This window comes from Steroidobacter flavus (assembly GCF_042651805.1).
GTDB classification, from domain to species: Bacteria; Pseudomonadota; Gammaproteobacteria; order Steroidobacterales; family Steroidobacteraceae; genus Steroidobacter; species Steroidobacter flavus.
Genome location: NZ_JBHSDU010000015.1, coordinates 1,329,486 through 1,352,202, shown reverse-complemented (window position 1 = coordinate 1,352,202; position 22,717 = coordinate 1,329,486). Strand labels below are relative to the sequence as shown.

At 61.6% G+C, this 22,717-nt stretch carries 13 protein-coding genes and 1 riboswitch; of the genes, 7 read left to right on the top strand and 6 right to left on the bottom strand.

The features are described from left to right. Positions 1 to 3: 3 nt before the first annotated feature. From ACFPN2_RS33405 to ACFPN2_RS33395, 3 genes are all read right to left on the bottom strand, one after another. Positions 4 to 447: a hypothetical protein gene (locus ACFPN2_RS33405; protein WP_380604860.1), complete on the bottom strand. Its 444-nt coding sequence runs from the start codon at positions 445 to 447 to the stop codon at positions 4 to 6. 98 nt (positions 448 to 545) lie between these two features. Beyond that, entirely contained in the window at positions 546 to 1,181 is a 636-nt protein-coding gene (locus tag ACFPN2_RS33400) for a LysE family translocator (protein WP_380604858.1), read from the bottom strand. Next, positions 1,178 to 2,209 (bottom strand): threonine-phosphate decarboxylase, encoded by a 1,032-nt coding sequence (locus tag ACFPN2_RS33395; RefSeq protein WP_380604856.1) that lies wholly within the window; start codon positions 2,207 to 2,209, stop codon positions 1,178 to 1,180. The genes ACFPN2_RS33400 and ACFPN2_RS33395 overlap by 4 nt, the downstream gene beginning before the upstream one ends. A gap of 112 nt (positions 2,210 to 2,321) precedes the next feature. After that, a riboswitch (cobalamin riboswitch) is annotated at positions 2,322 to 2,505 on the bottom strand. A gap of 117 nt (positions 2,506 to 2,622) precedes the next feature. Between ACFPN2_RS33395 and ACFPN2_RS33390 the strand changes: the two genes are divergently transcribed. Genes ACFPN2_RS33390 through ACFPN2_RS33375 form a run of 4 tightly spaced genes read left to right on the top strand, consistent with a single transcriptional unit; the run spans position 2,623 to position 7,811 of the window. Beyond that, positions 2,623 to 3,825 carry a DmpA family aminopeptidase gene (locus ACFPN2_RS33390; protein ID WP_380604854.1) on the top strand — a complete coding sequence of 401 codons (1,203 nt, stop codon included), beginning with the start codon at positions 2,623 to 2,625 and terminating at the stop codon, positions 3,823 to 3,825. Between the two features lie 2 nt (positions 3,826 to 3,827). Beyond that, entirely contained in the window at positions 3,828 to 5,240 is a 1,413-nt protein-coding gene (locus ACFPN2_RS33385) for an amino acid permease (protein WP_380604852.1), read from the top strand. Further along, positions 5,233 to 6,096 (top strand): GHMP family kinase ATP-binding protein, encoded by an 864-nt coding sequence (locus ACFPN2_RS33380; protein ID WP_380604850.1) that lies wholly within the window; start codon positions 5,233 to 5,235, stop codon positions 6,094 to 6,096. The genes ACFPN2_RS33385 and ACFPN2_RS33380 overlap by 8 nt, the downstream gene beginning before the upstream one ends. Next, positions 6,093 to 7,811 carry a tetratricopeptide repeat-containing sulfotransferase family protein gene (locus tag ACFPN2_RS33375; protein WP_380604848.1) on the top strand — a complete coding sequence of 573 codons (1,719 nt, stop codon included), beginning with the start codon at positions 6,093 to 6,095 and terminating at the stop codon, positions 7,809 to 7,811. Before ACFPN2_RS33380 ends, ACFPN2_RS33375 begins: the two co-directional genes overlap by 4 nt. A gap of 159 nt (positions 7,812 to 7,970) precedes the next feature. Here ACFPN2_RS33375 and ACFPN2_RS33370 read toward each other — a convergent pair whose 3' ends face one another. Further along, on the bottom strand, positions 7,971 to 10,397 hold the full coding sequence (locus tag ACFPN2_RS33370; protein ID WP_380604846.1) for a TonB-dependent receptor: 2,427 nt from the start codon (positions 10,395 to 10,397) through the stop codon (positions 7,971 to 7,973). 219 nt (positions 10,398 to 10,616) lie between these two features. Between ACFPN2_RS33370 and ACFPN2_RS33365 the strand changes: the two genes are divergently transcribed. The 3 genes from ACFPN2_RS33365 (at position 10,617) to ACFPN2_RS33355 (ending at position 17,148) form a co-directional block, all read left to right on the top strand. After that, the gene (locus ACFPN2_RS33365) at positions 10,617 to 12,536 is read left to right on the top strand and encodes a CocE/NonD family hydrolase (RefSeq protein WP_380604844.1); all 1,920 of its coding nucleotides are present in this window, start codon (positions 10,617 to 10,619) and stop codon (positions 12,534 to 12,536) included. Positions 12,537 to 12,634: 98 nt separating this feature from the next. Next, positions 12,635 to 13,513, top strand: coding sequence for an ABC transporter ATP-binding protein (locus ACFPN2_RS33360; RefSeq protein WP_380604843.1), 879 nt, complete (start codon positions 12,635 to 12,637; stop codon positions 13,511 to 13,513). Positions 13,514 to 13,524: 11 nt separating this feature from the next. Further along, the gene (locus tag ACFPN2_RS33355; RefSeq protein ID WP_380604841.1) at positions 13,525 to 17,148 is read left to right on the top strand and encodes an ABC transporter permease/M1 family aminopeptidase; all 3,624 of its coding nucleotides are present in this window, start codon (positions 13,525 to 13,527) and stop codon (positions 17,146 to 17,148) included. Positions 17,149 to 17,233: 85 nt separating this feature from the next. Here the strand turns inward: ACFPN2_RS33355 and ACFPN2_RS33350 are convergent, their stop codons facing one another. Further along, a complete protein-coding gene (locus ACFPN2_RS33350; RefSeq protein ID WP_380604839.1) occupies positions 17,234 to 19,351 on the bottom strand; it encodes a PQQ-dependent dehydrogenase, methanol/ethanol family in 2,118 nt (705 codons plus the stop codon). Next, complete coding sequence (locus ACFPN2_RS33345; protein WP_380604837.1) at positions 19,348 to 22,626, bottom strand: amidohydrolase family protein; 3,279 nt, start codon at positions 22,624 to 22,626, stop codon at positions 19,348 to 19,350. Before ACFPN2_RS33345 ends, ACFPN2_RS33350 begins: the two co-directional genes overlap by 4 nt. Between the last annotated feature and the right edge of the window lie 91 nt (positions 22,627 to 22,717).

The following is a 22,717-nucleotide window of genomic DNA, read 5'->3' as shown; positions in this document are numbered from 1 at the left end:
GCGCTACGCGGACAGTCGATCGAGCTCCTGTCGACAGGTCTTGCTGAAGTCCTCCAGGAACGTCAGTTTGCCGGCCCGGGCTTCGGCGTAGATTTCATGCAGCGTCCGATTGGGCGAGAGGTACGCTTCGACCAACGCGTCGAGGGCGACGCGAGCGGTGTGCACCGACTCCTCCGTGGCAACCAGGCGGATCTGCGAATACAGCGAGTACAGCCGGACCAGATCGGTGAAGTCGTCCTTTTCATGAGTGAGCGCGTCGGCATAGACGCGAGTGGCCTCTTCGATGAAGGAAGAAAACAGCAACTCGCGCCGCGAGCGCACGGCTTCGATGCGTTTCTCGCGAAACTGCCAGCGCTGTGTGAACCAGCTGCTGGCGAACGAAGTCAGTCCACCCACCGCAACGCCGAGCAGACCCAGGAACGCAGGAACGTATGCAGCTGAATCCATGCTCTCTCTCCGCACGGTACGGTTTGTTGTGTGCGGAAGAGTAGCTGCCCGATCGCGGGGCGCGGAGTAAGCCGCGACGCCTTACGGTTAGTGGCGGCTCACGACTGCGGACGAAACCGCAGCAGCATGATGCCGAAGCCGACGAACATCACGCCGGTCAATCGATCGAACATCCGTCGCAGTCCGGGTCGTGACAGGTAGTGACGCAAGCGGTTGCCGCCCAGGCCGTACACCGCGTACCAAAACAGTTCGCAGAGCGAGAAAGTCGTCACCAGCACCGCGAACTGCGGAATCTTCGGGCTGGAAGGATTCACGAACTGCGGCAGGAAGGCGGCCGCGAACAGCAGCAGTTTGGGATTGCTGATGGAAATGACGAACGCCGTTTGGAAGATCTGCCGATTGGTCAACACAACGGACGGCACTGTCGCCGCGCCGTTGTCCGCGTCGGCACTGTCGTCGCGCCATGCCTTGATTCCCAGCCAGATGAGATAGGCGGCGCCGACGTATTGCAGTACTTCGAAAACTCTAGGTGACGCCAGCAACACGGCGCCAAGCCCAAGGGCCGAGCCCACCAGCATCAGGACCAGCGCCACCAGACAGCCGAGCATCGCGGGAACGGCGCGATTCACGCCAAGCGACACGCTCCGCGACATGATGTGAAGCATGTTGGGACCGGGCGCGCCCGAGAGCAAAAAGACGGTGACGAAGTACAGCCACCAGGTATTCCAGCTCATGGTCTGGCTCTCAAAGTGTCGCGCAGGCGCCGCCAGGCTGCGTCCCCATGGGGCAGGCCGAATCGCAGCAGCTTGGTATCGTGAGTGAATGGACGGACCAGGATGCCTGCGCGAAGCAATTGATTGAAGCGGGCCTGGGCGAGATCGCTGTGCGCGAGTCGAAACAGCGTGGTGCCACCGACGATGCTGAAGCCGCTGCGTATCAACAGCGCATCGAGCTTGCGGGTGGCGCTTCGCAATCGAATGCGAGTGCGTTCGGCCCACAACGGATCGTTGTATGCCGCGAGTCCTGCGGTGATTGCGTCAGCGGCCACGGGCCAATCGCCGAGCGCGGTTCGAATCCGTTTGACCAGCGCCGGAGCACCGATCATGAAACCCAGACGAACGCCGGCCAATCCGTAGAACTTGCCGAAGGAGCGGAGCACGATCATGCGCGGATAACGTTCGGTGCCGGCCAACGAAGCGACGCTGCAGGAAGCATCGGCATCGGCGAAGGCTTCGTCGATTACGAGAAAGCCCTCGTGTTCGGCGATCTTGTCGTACGCCTCGAGCAACTGCTCACGCGGCGTCATCGCGCCGTCCGGGCTGTTGGGATTGACGAGCGTGACGACGGTGCCCGCTGTCAGTGACGCTCGTTCAATGCCAGCGACACGGCCGACCGGCACACCGAGGCTTTGCCAGATATCCGTATGCGAAGAGTAGGTGGGCCACACGATGCAGGCCGCGGTCACCGCAGGCAGCGCGTGAGGCAGGAATCTCACAACGGTTTCGGAGCCGGCCGTGGCGAGGATGCGATCGGGATCGTCGACGCCAAAGGCACGGGCCGCGGCGGCTTCGAGATTCTGCAGCTCCTGTGGATCGGGCAACCGGGCCCGAGCTTGCGCGCTGGGGTGAGGGGCCGGATAGGGATTGGGATTGATCGCGGTCGACAGGTCGATCCACGGCTTCGGCGCGTCCGGCCATAGGCTGCGCGCGATGCCCAGGTGGGCACCGTGACGAGTGAACGGATCGGTAATAGCAGCGCTCATGTGACGAGTTCCAATGCAAAGCGAAGACACATGGGATCGCCTCGCTGGCGAGCGCGACCCACACCGGTCGTCACTCGGGAACTCCCGTTCACTCGGCGCACCCCGGCCGATGAATGGACGACGGCGGCGAGCAGGTCTCCTGGCTTTCGGCTTACTGCCGCGCCACCTTCCCAAGCCTCGAGGCTCAGTGGCTTTTAGCGCGGCCAACACCGTTTACAGTTGCGGGGGCAGCCCGGGTCTATCCCGGTTCCCGTTTTAATCCCACTGGCGTGGGAACTCGACGCGACGCCAAGAATGCGGGCGAACCGCGCACCGGTCAAGCAACGAATCCGTATGCCGGGTATTACAAGAATTTATGGGCACGGCGATGGGGACCGAGCACAATCCATCGTCCAACGACAGGGGAGAACAAGATGATTCGACGCTCGCTGGCTCTGACGTCTGTTTGTTTGTTCGCCGTTTCAAGCATCGCCCTCGCGGAGGGGCCGCGCGCTCGGGACATAGGCATCCAGTTGCAAGGCAAGCCCGGAGCACTCAACGCGATCACCGACGTGCAGGGTGTGGAAGTGGGCCATGTGACGTTGATCAAAGGCGACGGCGCACTTCAGCGAGGCAAGGGGCCGGTGCGCACCGGTGTCACAGCGATCATCCCACGCGGTAAGAACTCGACCGCGCCGGTGTACGCCGCCTGGAACACCAGCAACGCCGCCGGCGAGATGACCGGCACCGTGTGGTTGGAAGAGCGCGGTTATCTCGATGGCCCGATCATGATCACCAATACTCACAGCGTCGGCGTCGTGCGCGACGCGGTGGTTGGCTGGATCGTGGATCACAAATGGCCGGGCTCGTGGTTCACGCCGATGGTGGCAGAGACCTACGACGGCTTCCTCAATGACACCGACGGTTTCCACGTGAAGAGCGAGCACGCGCTGGAAGCGTTGAAGATCGCCAAGTCCGGACCAGTGCTCGAAGGGGCGGTCGGCGGCGGCACGGGCATGGTCTGCTTCGGCTTCAAAGGCGGCATCGGCACGTCGTCGCGTATCGTCACTACGCCCATCGGCCAGTACACCGTCGGCGTGCTGGTCCAATGTAACTTCGGCGTGCAGACCGATCTGCGCATTGCCGGTGCCGCGGTAGGTCAGGAGCTCAACAAGAATTACGCTCCGTGCACGGCGACCCCTGCGCCCAACGACAAAGTGCCCGCCTGCAATGCGCGGCCTGACGATAAGCCAGGCGACGGCTCGATGATCGTCGTGATCGCCACCGACGCGCCGCTCTTACCCCATCAACTCAAGCGCTTGGCCAAGCGGCCGGGCCACGCGATGGGGCGCCTCGGCGATATCAGCCGCGAAAGCTCAGGCGATATTTTCATGGCGTTCTCGACGGCCAATCCGCAACTGAATAGCATGCAGATGGAGAAGATCTCGGTCGAGACGTATCCAAATCCGCTGTTGAATCCGCTGTTCGAGGGCGTGGTTCAGGCGACGGAGGAGGCCATTCTCAATGCCCTGGTGGCCGCGAAGACCATGACCGGTCGCGACGGTCATCGGGTTTATGGCTTGCCTCACGATGAGGTTCGCGCCATTGTTTCCCGAAACGGGGCCAGGCCGCAGTGACCATGAATCGAACCAGGGCAGAGGGCGCCGAGATCGAGGCGCCCGAGTTGGCGAAGAGCCTGCGCTCGCGCCATGTCGCGATGATCTCCATCGGCGGCATCATCGGCGCGGGCCTGTTCGTCGGCAGCAGCTCGGCCATCGCGACGATCGGGCCGGCCGTCGTGGCAAGCTATGCGCTCGCCGGCCTGGTGGTGCTGGTCATCATGCGCATGTTGAGCGAGATGGCGGCGGGGTCGCCCGGGCTCGGCTCGTTCATCGAATACATTCGGTTGGGGCTCGGCGATTGGGCCGGCTTTGTCAGCGGTTGGTTGTACTGGTATTTCTGGGTGGTGGTCGTCGCGATCGAAGCCATCGCCGGCGCGGCGTTACTGCATGAGTGGATCGATCTGCCGGTGTGGCAGATCGGGCTGGCGTTGATGCTCGCGCTCACGGCCGTGAATCTCATGTCCTCGCGCTCTTACGGCGAGTTCGAGTTCTGGTTCTCTTCGATCAAAGTCGCGGCCATCGTCATCTTCATTCTGATTGCCGGCGCGTATGCGTGCGGACTCACTTCGCCCGATGGCCCGACGTTCTCCAATCTCACCGCGCATGGCGGCGGCTTTGCGCCGTTTGGCGGCGTGTCGATTCTGGCGGGTGTGACGACGGTGATCTTCTCTCTGTGCGGTGCTGAGATCGTGACGATTGCGGCCGCGGAGTCCAGCGAGTCCTCACGCACCATGTCGCGACTGACAGGTACGATCATCATTCGGATCCTGTTGTTCTATGTGCTGTCTGTTTTGCTGGTCGTGGCCATCGTGCCCTGGACTGAGATCGTTCCCGGCTCGTCGCCGTTCGCTGCGGCGCTGACGCGGACTCATATTCCCGGCGCGGCGACGATCATGAACCTGATTGTGCTGACCGCCGTGCTGTCCTGTCTGAATTCTGGCTTGTACGTTACTTCGCGGACGTTGTTCGTGCTGGCTGCGCGGGGCGATGCGCCTCAGTCGTTGGTGGCGCTCAACAAGCGGCAGGTGCCTGCTCGTGCCATTTTGATCGGGAGTACGTTCGGCTATCTCACTGTGATGACGTCGGTGATTGCGCCGGAAGTGTTGTTCGCGTTTCTGGTGAATGCGTCTGGCGCGATCATGCTGATGGTTTATGCGATGGTGTGCCTGGCGCAGATCAAGCTCCGGCGTCGGATGGAGCGCGAGCGGCCGGAACGGCTTACGAATAGAGTGTGGCTGTTTCCCTGGCTTAGTTATGCGGCGATTGGGGCCATTGTCGCGGTGATGGTCGCGATGTTGTTCACGGGTACTCTTGCTACGCAGCTGTATGCGAGCTTGTTGGCGGCGGCTGTTGTCGTCGTGGCGTACTGGTTCCGCTCGAGGGTCAACGCATCGGAGGGAGATGGATCGCTCGGGCGCTCTCGTGTCTAGCTTCAGCGCCTCGTGTCATGCGAGCTTCGGTGAGTTGCTGCAGGGGATGCTTCCGGACGGCAGTCACTTTCTTGTGACTCTGCCGATCGATCTTCATAGTCACGCGTCGTTCACTGTTTCCTCCGGGATTGCTGGGCTCAGTGTTTGGCCGGAGAGTTCCTGGAAGGTGCTCAGTGGCGTGACTGCGCTGCTGCGTCGCTATGGCTTACCAGTGCAGGGGCAGCTGCGGCTGCAAAGTGATATTCCTCGCGGCAAGGGCCTTGCCAGCAGCACCGCCGATCTCGTCGCCTCGTGCCGGGCGGTCGCTCGTCACTATGATTTGTCGCTCGACTTAGAGGTGCTCGAGGCTACCCTGCGTGACATCGAGCCGAGTGATGGTGTGATGTATGAGGGCGTTGTCGCGTATCGGCATCGTCAGGGGCGCTTGCTTGAGGAGTTGGGGCCGGTGCCGGCCCTGACGCTCGTGGCGGTCGATGAGGGCGGGGAGATCGAGACGCTTGCTCACAATGCGCGGTCGCTCGATTATTCAGAGAGCGAGCGTGATGAGTATGTTGAGCTTCTGGCTCAGGTGCGTCATGCGCTCCAGGGCGGTGATGTTGCCGGGCTGGGGGCTGTGGCTACGCGGAGCGCGCTGTTGAATCAGCGCTTGTTACCCAAGCGCTGGTTCGATGCGATGAGAAGTATCGCTCGCGAGATTGGCGCGGCCGGTGTGGTCGCTGCGCATAGCGGGACGTTTCTTGGAATCATGATCGATGCGGCCGGCGCTCGGCATGAGTCTCAGGTTCAGCGTGCCATTGCACTGCTTGAGGAGATGAATCTCACACCGATGGTGTTTCGCTCGCTATCGCGGCCATGAGCGACCTCGCGGTTCAAGCCTATCAGTTGACGGCCGCAGGCCGATTCGCCGAAGCCCTGCCGCTGGCGCAGAGTGCCGTCGCCGGGCTGAGAGTGTGCACGCCGACGCATGGCATGCTCGCGACGATCCTGCTTCGGCTAGGTCGGCGTCGCGAGGCTGAGTTGGTTGTTCAGCAGGCGCTGGATTATTCGGAGGGATCCGCCGATGCGTACGACGCGCTGGCGCATGTATCGGCGCTTCTTGGGCAGCATGAGCGGGCGAATGCGTTGTATCGGCGAGTTGTGGAGTTGGCGCCGAACGACCCACGGTTCTGGCACAACCTCGCATCGAGTGAACGCAGCTTGGGACGGTTGCGTGAGGCGGAGGAAGCTTGCGATCGGACGATCGCGTTGGACCGGACGCGCTATGCGACCTTTCTCTTGCGCTCGGAGCTGCGAGTTCAAACCAGCGACGCGAATCATGTGGACGAGCTGCAGCGGGAGCTGTCGCGCAACAGCTCTGATGATCGCGCGCGAATGTTTCTTGGCTACGCGCTGGCGAAAGAGCTGGATGATCTGCAGCGCTACGATGAGGCGTTCCCGCACCTGGCGGCGGCGTCGGCGATTCGAAGACGTCACCTCGCGTACAACGTCGAGATGGACTGCCGCAAGCTCGAGCGAATCGCGGCGGTGTTTCCCAAGGATCTCATCCGCGGCGCGATGACGCACTCCAAAGGGTTAGATCGCGACGATGCGGCGATGTCTCCCAAGGAGTTCATCCGTAGCGAGGCGACGAGGCATCCTAAAGGGCATGACCGCGGCGACGCGGAGATGTCTCCAAAGGATCTCAATCCCGGCGAGTCGGCGATGCATCCTAAAGAGCTTGATCGCGGTGACGCAGCGATGTTTCCCAAGGAGTTCAATCGCGGCGGCGAAACGGATTCTCCAAAAGAGTTCATTAGCGGCGTGGCGGCTTCTCCAAGAGAGTCCGTTCACGACGCCGCGGCCGGTAGCCGACACATCTTCATCGTTGGTCTGCCTCGATCCGGCACGACGTTGCTAGAGCACATGCTGCTGGGTCTTGCCGGCGTCCGCTCTAACGGCGAAACGGAAAACTTCAGTCAAGCTCTGCTGGCTGCGGCACCGAGAGACCGAGGCGATGTATTTGCCGGGGCGGCGGCGGCGGAGTCGGCCGCGGTGGCGAGAGGGTACGAGCGGCTGGCGGGAGGAGATGCGACGGCGGACAGAGTTATCGAGAAGTTGCCGATGAATTATCTGTACCTCGGTGCCATTCATCGCGCCTTGCCGGGTGCGAAGTTGGTGCTGGTGAATCGAGATCCGGTCGACAGCTGTTTCGCGATGTATCGAATTCTTTTCGGTGAAGCTTATCCTTTCAGTTACGACTTCGACGACCTGGCGAAATACTACGCCGCCTACGAGCGCTTGATGGACCACTGGCGCGCGAGCCTCGGGGAGGCGCTGTACGAAGTCTCGTACGAAGATCTCGTGAGGGAGCCGGCGCGTGTCGGTGAGGGCGTCGCCAAGTACTGCGGGCTGGAATGGAACGAGAGAGCCGTCGAAGTACACAAGCGGGCGAGTGTATCGCTGACCGCGAGTGCGGCGCAGGTCCGGCGACCGATCTATGGTTCGTCGTCAGGAAGATGGCGGCGTTACGAGAAACATCTGGAGCCGTTGATTCATGCGCTACGCCGAGAGCGCGTCATTTCCAGCTGCTGATCAATCGCTGCGGCCAGAGCGTGTCGTTTCGAGCTGCTGATTCAAGCGTCGCGGCGTGAGCGCGACATTCAACAATGGCCCCGGCAAGTGCCGGGGCCAGTGCGGGCAGGCCGGCCGAAACGCAGCGAGCGAAGAGAGCGTAGGCCAGTCGGGGTTCGCTCAGAAGTTATATCTGAGCCGAACGTAAACCTCCCGCGGCTGATTGATCAAACTCTGCGTCGCTAGGTTGCTAGTGACCGGATCCAGATTGCCCGGCGACAACAACACCCGTTTGTTGGTCAAGTTGGTGGCATACAAACCAACCAGCCACTTCTCGTTGTTGAGCGCCACCGACGCATTGACGATATTCATCGGCTCCGAAGCGAGGGGCGCATTGCCCAGAATGCCGAAGTTGGATAGCAGCACCTTCGAGCGGTACGTGTCGTTCAACGACATCGCCATCCGATAGTCGTTACTCAACTCGAACTCGTAGTTGAGCGTGGCAGCCGCGCTGACCTTGGGGCTGCCAGGCAGTTGCTGACCTTCCATCCCGACGATATCGCCGAACGTGGACGCGATCCGATAGTCCTTCGAGAAAGTAGCGTCGGCGTACGCGCCGCTGACCATGACGCTCAGGCCGTCGACCCACAGCGGCGAGCTGATATCGAGCTCGACACCTTTCGACTCCGCTTCTTTCGCATTCCACACCGCGAAGTTCGTAGTCGGCGTGGTGCCGCCGATCTGCGGGTTCTCCCAGATGATATCGAACGCAGCCAACGTGTACGCCAGGCCATTCGAGAAGTGACCTTTCAGGCCGAGTTCGTAGTTGTCCGCGGTGTCGGGGCGATAGGTGACGAGCTCCGGATTGTCGGCGAACGGACCGACGAGTGGCAGCGCGTTCGAGCCGCCGCGGCGGAAGCCCTGCGACCAGACTGCATACACGCGATGATTGTCGGCGTATTCATAGGAAGGATTGATCTTCCAGGTGGTCTTCGAAGCCGACGATGTGCGCGTCTCCGCTGGCACCGACAGGCCGTATGCGTACAGCTCGAGATACTGGCTGTCGTCGAAGTCCTGTTTGAAGTGCCGGAAGCCGGCCGTGATCTGGCCGCGATCGGTGAAGTGCCAGGTCAGCTCGCCGAACACTGATTTGTCTTCGAACTTCTGCTTGTCGGTCTGATCGATGATGACGCCGCCGGGCGCGGTGAGCGGAATACAGTCGGGGAATTCGGCGCCGAAGTAATAACCGCCGGTGCAGCCCTGCGCGAGCGCACGGTCGACCGAGCCGGGATTGGTCACGATCCAGGTGCCGTCGCGAGTTTGTTTCTGATAGAACAAGCCCACCACGTAATCGAATTTATTGTCGGGATGACTGTTCGACACCAGTCGCACTTCCTGCGAGAAGGTGTGCGCACGGTCGCCGTAGACCTGCGGCAGGATGAAACGCGGGCTCAACGTCGTGCCGGTGTAGTAGCCGATGTACTGCGGCAGTCGATACAGCGTGTAGCTCGATTCGCTCTGGCTCTGACCTTCGGTCGTGAAATACGAAGTCGTCGAGGACAGGGTTGCGAAACCGGCGTCGTAGCTCAGATCGAGGCTCGCGAGATCGGTTGTGCGATCGTAAGGCTCTTCGGCGCCAGCAAACCGGCGATAGTCGCCGCCCGCCGGGAAGATAATGCGCGGGTCGCCGGCGAACGGGCCGCCGGGAAAGTACGAGGTCGTGGTGCGGCCGGACATGCCTTCCAGATCGGAATACATGTACGCGAGTGTCGCGTTGAAGGTGTCGGTGGGCTGCCACAACAAGCTGGCGCGACCGGTGAATGTTTTCTGCTCGTTCCAATCTTTCTTCGACGTGTACACAGCGGGGCTGTCCACCGGATCGGTCGGATTGGCGAGGATCGGTGCGCCGTTGCCGTCGAGTTTCATGAGGCCGTAGGCATCGATGAAGCCCGGCAAATCTTCGTAGTTCGCGGAAGCGCGGAACGCGAAGGTGTCGCCCATGGGCAGATTGACGGTCGCCGTGGTCGCGTAGCTCGGATCGCTGGCGTTGTCGATCATGCCGATGCGCGCTTCGGCGTTACCAGAGAACTCACCGAGCTTCGGAGAGGCCGGAATGATTCGCAACGCGCCGCCCAGCGCACCGGCGCCGTACAACGTTCCTTGCGGGCCGCGCAGCACTTCGACGCGCTCGATGTCGTTGAGTTGGAAATAGCCGTCGATGGGCGAGTTGCCGATGTATGTTCCCACCGGCGCCTGCTCGAACGTGCGGAATCCACCGGCGCCCGGGCTCGCATTCAAGCCGCGGATGATCGGGAACGAAGTGGAGCTGGAACGCGCGCCACGATCCGACATGCTCACGCCAGGCACTTGACGAGCCAGCGAGGCCAGATCCGTGACACCCGCATTCGACAGCTGCACCGGGTTCACGACCGAGATGCTGTAGGGGACTTCTTCCGTCGTCTGCTGCCGGCGGCTCGCGGTCACGATGACTTCGGTGAGCGATTCCAGTTTTGTATCGGCCTGCTGTTGCGCGCTGGCCAGCGGCGGCAGTCCGTAGAGTGCGATCAGCACAGCTCCCGTGATCTGTGATGTTGCATGAATCTTCATAATGTCCCCATGTTGGTGCAGTTGTAAGGCGCGAAAAGATTCTTGTCTTAATTTGAAACAGACCGGCGCGCAGCGGTAGCAAATCGTTCTAATGCTGGTCATAAGCTCGCGTTAGGTCCGTCGGTCCCGCTTATGGCCGCCATCAAAATGATTTGATACCGTCGGCCGGAGCCGGGTGCCTAGAATCGACTGTTACCTCCGTCAAGAGAGTGAGCCATCGTGAGACTTCGAGCTTTCGGATTGCTGGCGCTGTCCTTGTCGATCGTCACCGCGGCCGCGCAGGCGGATACGGACAGGCAATCGCCGCCGCCCTTCAACGACGTTCCTCAAGAATTCACCGCCAAGGTTTTCGAGAAGAATTTCATCAAGCGCGAGGAGATGATTCCGATGCGCGATGGCGTGAAGTTGCACACGTTGATTTTTATTCCCAAGGGGGTGAAGGGCGCGCCTATGCTGATGGGGCGTACGCCGTACAACGCCGCACGCTATGAGCCGGGAATGAATGGCGACAAGTTCCTGCGCGAAGGATTTATCCGCGTCTATCAGGACATTCGTGGGAAATATGGCTCGGAGGGCAACTACGTCGTCACCATGCCGGTGCGAGGGCCGCTCAATCCCACCTCCACGGATCACGTCACCGATACCTGGGACACCATCGACTGGCTGGTGAAGAACGTATCGGAGTCCAACGGCCGAGTGGCCATCATCGGCAACTCCTATGACGGCTTCACCGCAGCGATGGCGTTGCTCGATCCACATCCGGCGCTCAAAGCGGCTGTGCCGGTGGGGCCGCTACTGGATGCATGGATGGGCGATGACTGGTTCCACTACGGCGCCTTCCGCCAGATGATGTTGGGCTACGTTCACATGCAGACCGGCCAGCGCGGCGAGGGCGTGATCGCGCCGAGCGAGATCTACGACAAGTACGAAGAGTTCCTGCGAGCCGGTTCGGTCAGTGGCTACGCCGCCAGCAATGGGTTGGATAAGTTGCCGTTCGTGCAGCGCTTGCTCGAGCATCCCTCGTACGACGCGTACTGGCAGGGCCTCGCCGTAGACAAACTCATCGTCGCGCGTCCGTCGAAAGTGCCGACGCTGTGGACGCAGGGCCTGTGGGATCAGGAAGACATGTGGGGCTCGAATCATGTCTGGCGTGCGTTGAAGGCGGCAGGTCATGAAGCGAACAATTGGCTGGTGATGGGCCCGTGGAATCACATCCAGCCGTGGGCTGGCGGCACGTCGATCGGCCCGATGAAGTGGCCGACGGACACCTCGTATCAATGGACCAACGAGATGCTGTTGCCGTTCTTGAACGAGCATCTTCGCAACGGTCCGCCGGCGAATCTTCCTCGCGTCACCGTGTACAACACGGGCGAGAAGCGTTGGGACAAGTTCACCACCTGGCCGACGGCTTGCGATCAAGGCTGCGGCACGAAGTTGAAGCCGCTGTATCTGACGGCGAACTTCAATTTGTCATTCGAGCAATCGGCGCAAGCCAACGGTGGCGATACCTACACCAGCGATCCGGCGACGCCCGTGCCGTTCCTGCCGCGGCCCGTGGTCGATCCGTTCGGTGAGTTCGGCGCCACCGGCGGGTTGGGCAGCGCTTACGATCCCTGGAGCAAATGGTTGTCGACGGATCAGCGCTTCGTCGCGGGCCGGCCCGATGTGCTGGTGTATGAAACCGAAGTGCTGACCGAGGCGGTGCGCGTGCAGGGCATTCCCATTGCCGATATCCGCGCCTCGACCACGGGCACCGATGGTGACTTCGTCGTGAAGCTTATCGATGTGTATCCGTCCAAGGACTACACCAACCCCAGCGCCAGTGGTTATCAGTTGCCGATCGCGACCGATATCTTCCGCGGCCGCTATCGCGAGAGCTTCGAACATCCGACCGCGATCCCGGCGAACAAGCCACAGCAGTATCGTTTCGAGCTGCCCAATGTGAATCACGTGTTCCAGCCGGGCCATCGCATCATGGTGCAGATCCAGTCGACGCTGTTCCCGCTGTACGACCGCAATCCGCAGACGTTCGTGGCGAATATCTTCAAAGCCAGGCCGACGGACTACAAGAAGGCGGATGTCACCATTCTGCGCTCCAAGGCGCAGCCGACCGCGATCCTGCTGCCCGTCGTGAAGTGATAACCCCGCCTTATGGGGCGCATTAGAGATATTAGGGGCGTCGTACCGACGCCCTTGGCTAAGATCCAGACGCCATAAAAAAACATATTGGGGATGCCGTGCTTCACATCGAGAATCTGTCTCACGTCTATCCGAACGGTACGCGCGCTCTGGACTCGGTCTCGCTCCAGGTGCCGCCGGGAATGTTCGGGCTGCTGGGCCCGAATGGCGCCGGCAAGTCGTCGTTGATGCGTTCCATCGCCACCTTACAGACGCCGACCTCCGGCACCATTCGTTTCGGGGACATCGACGTGCTCGCCGATCCGGAAGCGTTGCGTCGGACGCTCGGCTACTTGCCGCAGGATTTCGGCGTGTATCCGCGAGTATCCGCCTACGAAATGCTCGATCACATCGCCGTGCTCAAAGGCTATGCGGCGAGCGGCGAGCGGCGCACGGTCGTCGAAGCGTTGTTGAATCAGGTCAATCTCTGGCCGGTGCGACACAAGGCGCTGGCCGGATTCTCCGGCGGTATGCGTCAGCGCTTCGGTATCGCGCAGGCGCTGATCGGCCAGCCGCGACTGGTCATCGTCGATGAGCCCACCGCGGGTCTCGATCCTGAAGAGAGCAATCGATTCTTGAATCTGTTGGCGGAGATCGCCGAAAGCACGGTCGTCATCCTCTCGACGCACATCGTGCAGGACGTTGCGAATCTGTGCCCGCGCACGGCCATGTTGGTCGGCGGCAAGATCGTGCGTGTCGGCGCACCGCTGGATCTCATCGGCGAGCTGCGCGGTCGCATCTGGCAAAAAGTCATCGACAAGCGCGAGCTCGAAGCGCATCGAAAAGCGCACGAAGTCATCGCGACTCGACTGTCCAGCGGTCGCACCGTGATCCACGTGCTGGCGGACCGGCAACCGGGCCCGGGATTCGACACCGCCGAAGGCAGTCTCGAGGACGTGTATTTCTCGACCTTGTCGTCGCTGCGTCGCGCGGCCTGAGGGGTTACAACATGTTGACTCAAGTCGCGCGTTTCGAGCTGCGATATCAGATCCGCTCGCCCATTTTCTGGATCACCAGCTTCATTTTTCTGGCACTGACCTTCACGTTGGTGACCTCCGACGACCTGCGCATCGGCTGGGGCGGCTATGTGGCCCGCAACTCGCCGTTCGCCATCGCGACCATGTGCATGATCATGGTCATCTTCGCTATCTTCATCGTCACCACGTTCGTTTCCAATGTGATCCTGCGCGACGATGAGAGCGGCTTCGGGCCCATCGTGCATGCCACGCGGTTGACGAGGTTCGATTATCTGTTCGGTCGTTTCACCGGCGGCTTCCTGACCACCTGCCTGGTGTTTCTCAGCGTGCCGCTGGGCGTGCTGATCGCCTCGGCCATGCCCTGGCTCGATCCGGGCACTGTCGGGCCGTTCCAGCCCGGCGCCTATCTCTATGCGTATCTGGTGCTGTGTGTGCCGACCCTGTTCGTGCTGTCCGCCAGCTTCTTCAGCCTGGCCACGGTGACACGCTCGATGATCGCTACGTACATCGTGGCATTGGTGGTGCTGATGGCTTATCTGCTCACCACCACTTACTTCGCGCGCAAGGAGTTCGCCGATATCGCGGCGGTGCTGGATCCCTTCGGCATGTCGGGCTTCCGGAGCGTGACTCAGCATTGGACGGCGAGCGAACGCAATTCGCTGCTGACGCCCATCGTCGGGCACTTTCTGCAGAATCGCATCCTGTGGGTGACGATCGCGTTCGCGCTGCTGGCGGTCACGTGGCGGACGTACAAGAGTCAGTTGAGCTCGGCAACCAAAGCGTCGAAGCGGCCGGCGGAGGAGAAAGCAGAGAACAACGCGCCCGCTGCGGGCCCACTGCCACGGCCATCGACGGATACGCAGTCTCTCGGTTGGGGACCGCTGGTCGCGCTGACGAAGTTCGACGTGCTCAGCGTGCTACGCAGTCCGGCGTACATCGTGCTGCTCGGCATCGGCTTTATGAACACAGTGGTCGGCCTGTGGTATGCGGGCGAAGACAACGTCAGCATCACGTTGCCGGTCACGCGCATCATGATCAAGACGCTGATCGATCAGTTCACGCTGATTCCGTTGATTATCGCCGCGTACTATGCGGGCGAGCTGGTGTGGCGGGATCGCGAACGTCGCGTGAACGAAATCGTCGACGCCACGCCGTCGGCCGATTGGGCGTTCGTGCTGCCGAAGATCATCGCGATTGCCATCGTGCTCTTCAGCATGGCGCTGATCAGCGTGGGCGCGGCGTTGTGCGTGCAGGCGGTCAAGGGCTACTTCGATTTCGAATTCAGTCACTACCTGGTCTGGTATGTGCTGCCGTGGCTGCTCAACATGGTGATGTATGCCGTGCTGGCGGTGTTCGTGCAGATGCTGGTGCCCCACAAGTTCGGCGGCCTGTTGATCACATTACTGGTGCTGGTGGCGCAGATGTCGCTGTCCAAGCTCGGCTTCGAGCACAACCTGTATCACTTCGCCAGCTCCTCGCCAGTGCCGCTGTCCGATATGAACGGGCAGGGCGAATTCGCAAAGCATGCGGCGTGGTTCCGTCTGTACTGGGCAGCGTTCTCGGCCATCCTCGCTGTGCTTGCGTATGGGTTGTGGCGTCGAGGCGCGTCGTCGCCGTTGAAGGGGCGCATGCAACGTCTGCCGTCGCGATTGCAAGGGCCGGCGGGATTCATGGCGGCGGGGGCCGCTGCCGTCATGGTCGCGGCCGGCGGGTACATCTACTACAACACCAATGTGCTCAATGAGTATCGGACCTTCATCGACAGCACGCACTGGTCGGCGGAGTATGAGAAGACGGTGCTGCCGTTCGAGAAGGTGACTCAGCCTCGCATCGTCGATGTGAAATTGAACGTCGACATCTATCCCACTGAGCCGCGAGTGGTGACACGCGGAACCTATGTCGTCGAGAACCGGACGAACGGGCCGCTGAGCGAGGTGCACGTGACGTGGCCACGTCAGCTCGAAATGAAATCGTTCCTTGGACCGATGGTCGTGGCCGAGGTGCAGATGCAGTCGCTCGAGGTGCCGGGCGCGAAGATGACGCGTGAGTTCCCGGACCTGCACTATCGAATCTTTACGTTCGATCAGCCGCTGGCGCCCGGCCAGCGGGCCGAGGTGCGTTTCGAGACCGTGCGCGAACAGCGCGGCTTCAAGAACACCAACAATGAAATGCGTGTGGTCGAGAACGGTGTGTTCATCGACAACTGGCAGATCGCGCCCGTGCTCGGCCCCAACCGATGGGTGTTGCTGGCGGACCGGACGCAGCGTCGCAAGTTCGGCTTGCCCGATGAAATCCGGCCGCCCGCGCTCGAAGACGAGAGCGGTCGCGCGCATCATTACTTCAGGCACGACAGCGACTGGATCAACGCCGATGTGACGGTGACTAGCACCGCGGATCACGTCATCGTGGCGCCAGGTCAGCAGCTCGACACCAAGGTCGAGGGCGACCGACGCGTCTCGCACTTCCGCACCGAGGCGCCGATTCAGAATTTCTTCTCGATCCAGTCGGCACGTTACGCGGTCAAGGAAGACAAGTGGAACGACGTGAAGCTGGCGGTCTACTACCATCCCACGCATCCGTACAACGTCGATCGCATGATCACGGCGATGAAGGCGTCGATGGACTATTACTCGACCAACTTCAGCCCGTATCAGTTCAATCAGTTCCGGATCGTCGAGTTTCCGGCATATTCCAATTTCGCGCAGGCGTTCCCCGGCACCATTCCTTACTCGGAAGCGGCCGGCTTCATTCTGGACAGCACGCATCGTGACCGGATCGATTTCATCACGTATGTCACCGCTCACGAAGCGGGGCACCAGTGGTGGGCGCACCAGGTGATCGGTGCGGACATGCAGGGGCAGACTGTGTTGTCGGAGACGTTGGCGCAGTATGCGGCGCTCATGGTGATGGAGCGGATGTATGGCGTTGAGGAGATCCGCAAGTTCCTCAAGGGTTCGCTCGATGGCTACCTGCGTGGCCGTGCCAGCGATCTCATCGGTGAGGTGCCGTTGGAGCGGGTCGAGAATCAGGCGCACATCCGCTATCAGAAGGGCGGCATGGTGATGTACCTCCTCAAGGATCTGATGGGCGAAGATGCCGTGAATCGCGCGTTGCAGGCGCTGATTCGGGATTACGCGTTCAAGCCGGCGCCGTATCCCACGTCACGCGACTTGATCACACGCTTGCGGGCGGAAGCGAAGCCGGAGCTTCAGGACCTGATCACCGATCTGTTCGAGAACATCACGCTGTACGACCTCAAGGTGACTGGCAGCCGCGCGACTCGACAGGCGGACGGTAAGTGGAGCGTGGCCATCGATTTGAACGCTCGCAAGTTGTACGCGGACGCGAAGGGTGAGGAGAGGGAAGCGCCGCTGGAAGGGGAGTTCGATATCGGCGTGTTTACTGCTGAGCCGGGTAAGCCGGGCTTCAAGGACGGCAACGTGCTGTTCATGCAGCGCCAGCATGTGAGCGGCGGCAAGCACACGGTGACGGTGGTGGTGGACCAGGAGCCGAAGTTCGTCGGGTTCGACCCATATAATAAGTATGTCGACCGGAACTCGGACGATAACCTGGTGCCGATCGGCGCCGAGTCGTAGCACTGCATGTCGCCCCGGGACGGCAACCCGGGGCGACGGCGGTTCTATCAGGTGTCGATTTGAGCCGTGATGCCGCGCGGGGCGATCATTTGACGGCCGGATTTGGCCCGTTGGCCGTCGTCGATGCTGAGGTCTGCTTCGCGGCGGCATGGATGATGAACGCCTGGATAGCCTGCGCGTCCTTCTCCGAAATCACTTCCGCAAAGTTCGGCATGCCTTTCGCGGAGCGGCCGCCTTTGAGAACGATGTCTTTGAACTCAGCGTGTGTGGCCGCGTTCGATCGGGTGAGATCCGGAGCCCGGCCGTTCGCGTGACACATCGCGCAGTGCTGCGCGAACAACGCCTTGCCGCTCGCAATCTGCTCAGGCGTGCCGGTGTCCGGCAGCGGCGGCTCGCCGGAAGGCGGCGCGACCTGCGACACCAGCGGACGTTGCGGAACATCGCCGCCGCCCAGTTTGAATGCGACGACGCGACCCTTATTCCCGTAGTGATAGTCCGCGTACCCAGGATACGCACCGATGCCGGCCATGACAGCGACATACTGCACGCCATCGATCTTATAAGTCATCGGCGCAGCCATGATGCTGGTGCCGACATTGATGTCTCGAAGCTGCGCCCCGGTCCGTCCGTGGAACACTTTGAAGTGACCATCGAGATCGCCCTGGAACACCAGCTCGCTCGCAGTACTCATCACGCCACCCGGACGGCGAATCATCGCGCCTTTCTCCGGCGTGCCGGTGATGTCCACTTCCCAGGCCGCCTTCTGCGTCACAGGATCCCAAGCGCGAAGGAACATCTTCGGACGGGGCAGCGGTTGATCGAACTTTAAACCCTCCGGCAACGAGAGCACCAACAGCTCGCCATCGGGCAGCACCACCGCGCGATGCACGCCTTCATTGAAGTTCTTTTTCTTGTATTGGAACTTCTCGGCAACCGTTGCGAAGACAGCCGTAGTGTCGAAGACGGGGATGTAAACCAACCCAGTGACACTGTTATATGACATCGGCTGCCAGGCACGCGCACCGTTCGGCCCCGGCGTGACCAGACGCGGCTGATTGGTGTAATCGGCCGACCCCGTCTCGATAGGACGGCCGGTTTTCATATCGATGCCGCTGGCCCACGTGACCTTGGTGTAAGGCTTGGCGGAAAGCAGTTCGCCGGTCTGGCGGTCGAGCACATAGAAGAAGCCGTTCTTCGGCGCCTGCATCACCACTTTGCGCGGGCGGCTGTCGATGGTGATGTCGGCCAGCACCATTTTCTGCGTGGCCGTGTAATCCCACGTGTCGCGCGGCGTGGTCTGGTAGTGCCACAGCAGGCGCCCGGTATCGACGTTGATGGCGAGGATGCAGGAAAGAAACAAATTGTCGCCGCCGCCGGGGCTGCGAACGTTGCGATCCCACGGCGCGCCATTGCCTGTGCCCACATAGATAATGTTCAGTTCGGGATCGTAGGCCATGCCGTCCCACGCGGTACCGCCGAGGCCGACATCCCATCGGCTGTCTTTGGACCAGGTCTTCGCCGCTTCTTTAAGTTCGGGATGCTCGAACCCCTTCTTCGGATCGCCAGGCACGGTGAAGAAGCGCCACGCCTGTTTGCCGGTCTCCAGATCGTAAGCAGTGACGTATCCGCGTGCGTCCAACTCCGAGCCCGCGTTGCCAATGACGACTCGCTTGCCCGCGATGTACGGCGCGCCAGTGATCGAGTAGGCGCGATTGCGATCATTGATGGTATCGACCTTCCAAGCGACCGATCCGTTCGTGGCATTCAGCGCGTAGAGCCAGCCATCGATCGCGCCCACATAAACTTTCCCGTTCGCCACCGCGACGCCGCGGTTGGTCAGTCCATAACCCACCTCGCCATTGAAGGACGGATCGATCTTGGGCTCGAACTTCCACCGTTGCTTGCCGGTGACGGGGTCCAAAGCGTAGACGATGCCGCCACTGCCGCTGGTGTACAGGGTGCCGTCGACAACCACGGGCGTTGCTTCCAGCATGCTGTCGAAGTCGATGTCGTATTGCCACGCGAAGCCGAGCTGGTCGACGTTGCTCGGATCGATGTCTTTCAGCGGCGAGAAATAGTTTTGTCGCCAGTTGTTGCCGCCGGTCTGCCAGGCCTCGTCGCCGGACTGCGCGAGGCTGACGTTCGTTACCAAGGTCGCGGCGGCCAGCAGCCAGCCGGCACGAGAGCAGGGAAGATTTCTCATGGTTTTGTGGGTTGTGAGGGGTGATCGTGATAGTCGATCGGCCGCACGTCCGATCGATACATTTCCGGGACGTGCCAGTAGTAGTCGCCGAAGGGACGCTGTCTCGGCCAGAGCTCATCGAGTGAGCTGGCGTCGTACAGCACGCCGGCCTTCATCACGTAGCGGATGCCGGCGGTGTTACGAATGTTTTCGAGCGGATCGGCGTCGAGCACGACGAGGTCGCCGAGCTTGCCGACGGCGATCGAGCCGAGGTCGCGTTCCATGCCCAGGAATTTCGCCCCGTGAAGGGTTGCGGCCTCGAGCGCGCCCATGGGGCCCATGGCTTCTGCGTAGATCCAGGTGTCCCAATGCGAACCGATGCCGTGCTGTTGTCCATGCGAGCCGATCGGCGCAAGGCCGCCAGCGGCCACGATGTCGGCGGCAGCTTGGGCAAGCATCGGAATGGAATAGTCGGTCGGCGGACGTAACATCCGTCGACGCGTGTGTGGAATCAGTTGTCGCCACGGCATCCAGCGCTGCTGCTTGGCGTCCTTCCACAAATCGCTTTCTTGCCAGAAGAATTGTTCGTTCCAAGCACCCGTGCCACCGGCCAACGGCGTCGCCGAGTACGCCGAGCCAAGCCGGCCGAGCAGGGTGGTGACATCGGAGTACAGCGGCGCATGCGCGGTCGAGTGCTCGAAGCCCGTGTGCCCGTCGAGAGCCAGGCTGATCTTATGATCGAGGTCGAGACTGCCTTCGGCCGTCACCATCACGCCGAGCTGTCGGCCCGCTTCCACCACCCACTGGCGTTTATAACGCGTGGCCTGCATGTAATCCTTGAGACCCGTCGCGCCCCATTGCACCCGACGCTTCGCGTCGTCGAGCATGGCGGCCGCTGAATTGTTTTCGTTGGTCCAGGCGGTTTCGCCAGAGATCATGAACTCCGCGGTCGTGAACACGCGCGGCCCGATCATTCCGCCGGCTTCAATCAGCTCGGCGGTGGGGAAGACGCCGAACGATTCGGTGGTCGGGTCGAACGTCGTGGTCACGCCGTACGCGAGGTAGATGGCTGTCTCGAAATCGTGAGGCGGTTGAATCGCGACGTACTCGCGATGATGGTGAGCGTGCATGTCGATCATGCCGGGCATCACCGTGCGACCTGCGAGGTCGACTGTGTGGTCTACGCCCGTGGTGTTGCACTCGCCGACGCAGGCGATGCGGCCGGCACGAATCACAACGGTGCCTTTCGGAATGACCTGCCGATTCTCCATCGTCAGAATGCGCGCGTTGGTGAGAGCGATCGAGCCTCGTGGCAGATCGCGGGGCACGCTCAGCTTGATCGTCGTTGTATCGGTCTTCTTTGCGGCCACGTCATAAGAGACGAGCTGATTGCCGTTACCGAACGTCACCGTCTGAGCATTGCGCCAGCGAGGGAAAAGCCCGCCGACCGTGGTCAGCTGCGTGACGGGCAGGGCGCCGCCCGACTTGCCAATCACGGGCAGCGCGCCCGCATAGCCCGTTGCCGACATCGGCGCGACGAACGCATTGGCGCCAAGCGTGAAGGCGATCCACTTTGCATCCGGCGAGACGACGATTTCGGCGGCGTGCGTGACTTTGAGATGTTCGCGACGCTCCAGACCGTCCAGAGTCACCGAGATCAGCGTCAGTCCGCCGCTCGCTGGCTCGTAGTAGAAGAGTCGTCCATTGGCGAACGAAACTTGCGGAATGAGACCGGTCACGCGCGTCACGGCTCGAGTCTCGCCGCCAGCCAGACTGACGTTGATCAGATCCCAATACTCGGTACGCGTAAGGCCTTGGCCCCGCGCCGTCGCTCCGGCGCCGCGCGCGACGATGAGTGACTGGCCGCCGGGTGTCCACGTGGGAGAGAGATATTCGGCCGCTTGTCTGGCGATGGGCTTGGGTGAGCCGCCGTTTGCGTTGGCGACCCACAGTTGGCCGCTTTCTTTTTCATCCCAGGTGACGAATGCAATCGAGCGTCCATCCGGCGACCAGGCGGGATAGTACTCGTAGGGTTGCGAAGATTCGGGCGTCAGTCGACGCGGCGTGCCGGAGGGAAGATCCATGAGCCAGATCCGGCCCACCGCTTGGAACGCCAGCGTTCGTCCATCCGGACTGACGGTGTGCCAGCGGGCGAACTTTGTTTCGAACGGACCGTCGGAGAGTCGTACGGACGGCTTCACTCGTTCGGTCGTGGCTCGTTGCACGCGTGCGTTGAAACGAATCGTGCTCACCTGGCCGGAGGCGACATCGAGCCGTCGGATCTTGCCTCCTTGCGAGATCACGATGGAACGTCCGTCAGCCGTCCATCGATAACCGGGCAGCGTTTGATCGATGGGCGCGAGTCCTTCGGCGAAGTCATATTCGACCGGGTCCATGACCAGACGCTCGCTGCCCGATTCGAGATCGCGAACCCACAGCGCTGTGCGCGGACCGAACTGCTTGCCCTTGAAGCTCAGCAGTCCGTCAGGCATGCGGCGCGCGAAGGCGAGGAAACGCCCATCGGGCGAGGGCTCCACCGCATAGGCGCCGCCGCTCGAGCCTTGGTCTTGCTGGTACACATGACCAGCGGTGATCGGATCGGTGCGACCGGTCACCAGATCGAGCCGGCGGACCTGCGCATCGCCTTGGAGCGTGTCGGTGTCGTTGTAAGTGCCGTTGACCGGGCCCGCGAGCACTTCGTAATAAACATAGCGGCCGTCCGGCGAGAACTTCGGTCCACCGGGGAACAAGTTGTTCTCGACCTTCACCAACGTGGTGCCCTGGCCGCCGTCCCGATGCACCATCACGATCGAGACATCCAGCAGCTTCACCGCATCGATTCTTCGCACCACCAGGAAGCGGCCATCCGGCGACCAGCTCGGCTCCATGTAGCGCGCGTTGCTGTCGCTGGTCACTGGACGGGGATTGCTGCCGTTCAGGTCCATCACCCAGAGATTGCTCTGACCGTTTCGATCGGAGATGAACGCGATGGTCTTGCCGTCCGGTGAAATGCGCGGATGGAAATTCACCGCGATGCCGCTGTTCTGCGTGAGACATTCGGCATCGCCGCCCGTCGCGCGCACGCGATAGATGTGGCTCAGCAGATTGAAGACCGTCCATTGCCCATCGGGCGTGATGTCGGTCGACATCCACGTTCCTTCTGACGTGGTGAAGTCGATGCGGGCGGGAGTGCCGCGCGGCTTGGTGACATCCCAGGATTTATCGGGGACCTGGGCGAGCAGCGGTTGAGCCAGTCCCAGCAGCAGAGCGCAGCAGCCAATGACACGTTTGCGCACAGTCTCTCCCATCGTTCTTTATCTAATCGACCACTGTTATCACACCGCTGCCGGTACCGAGTGCAATTCTAATAATGGCGTCGATAACTCC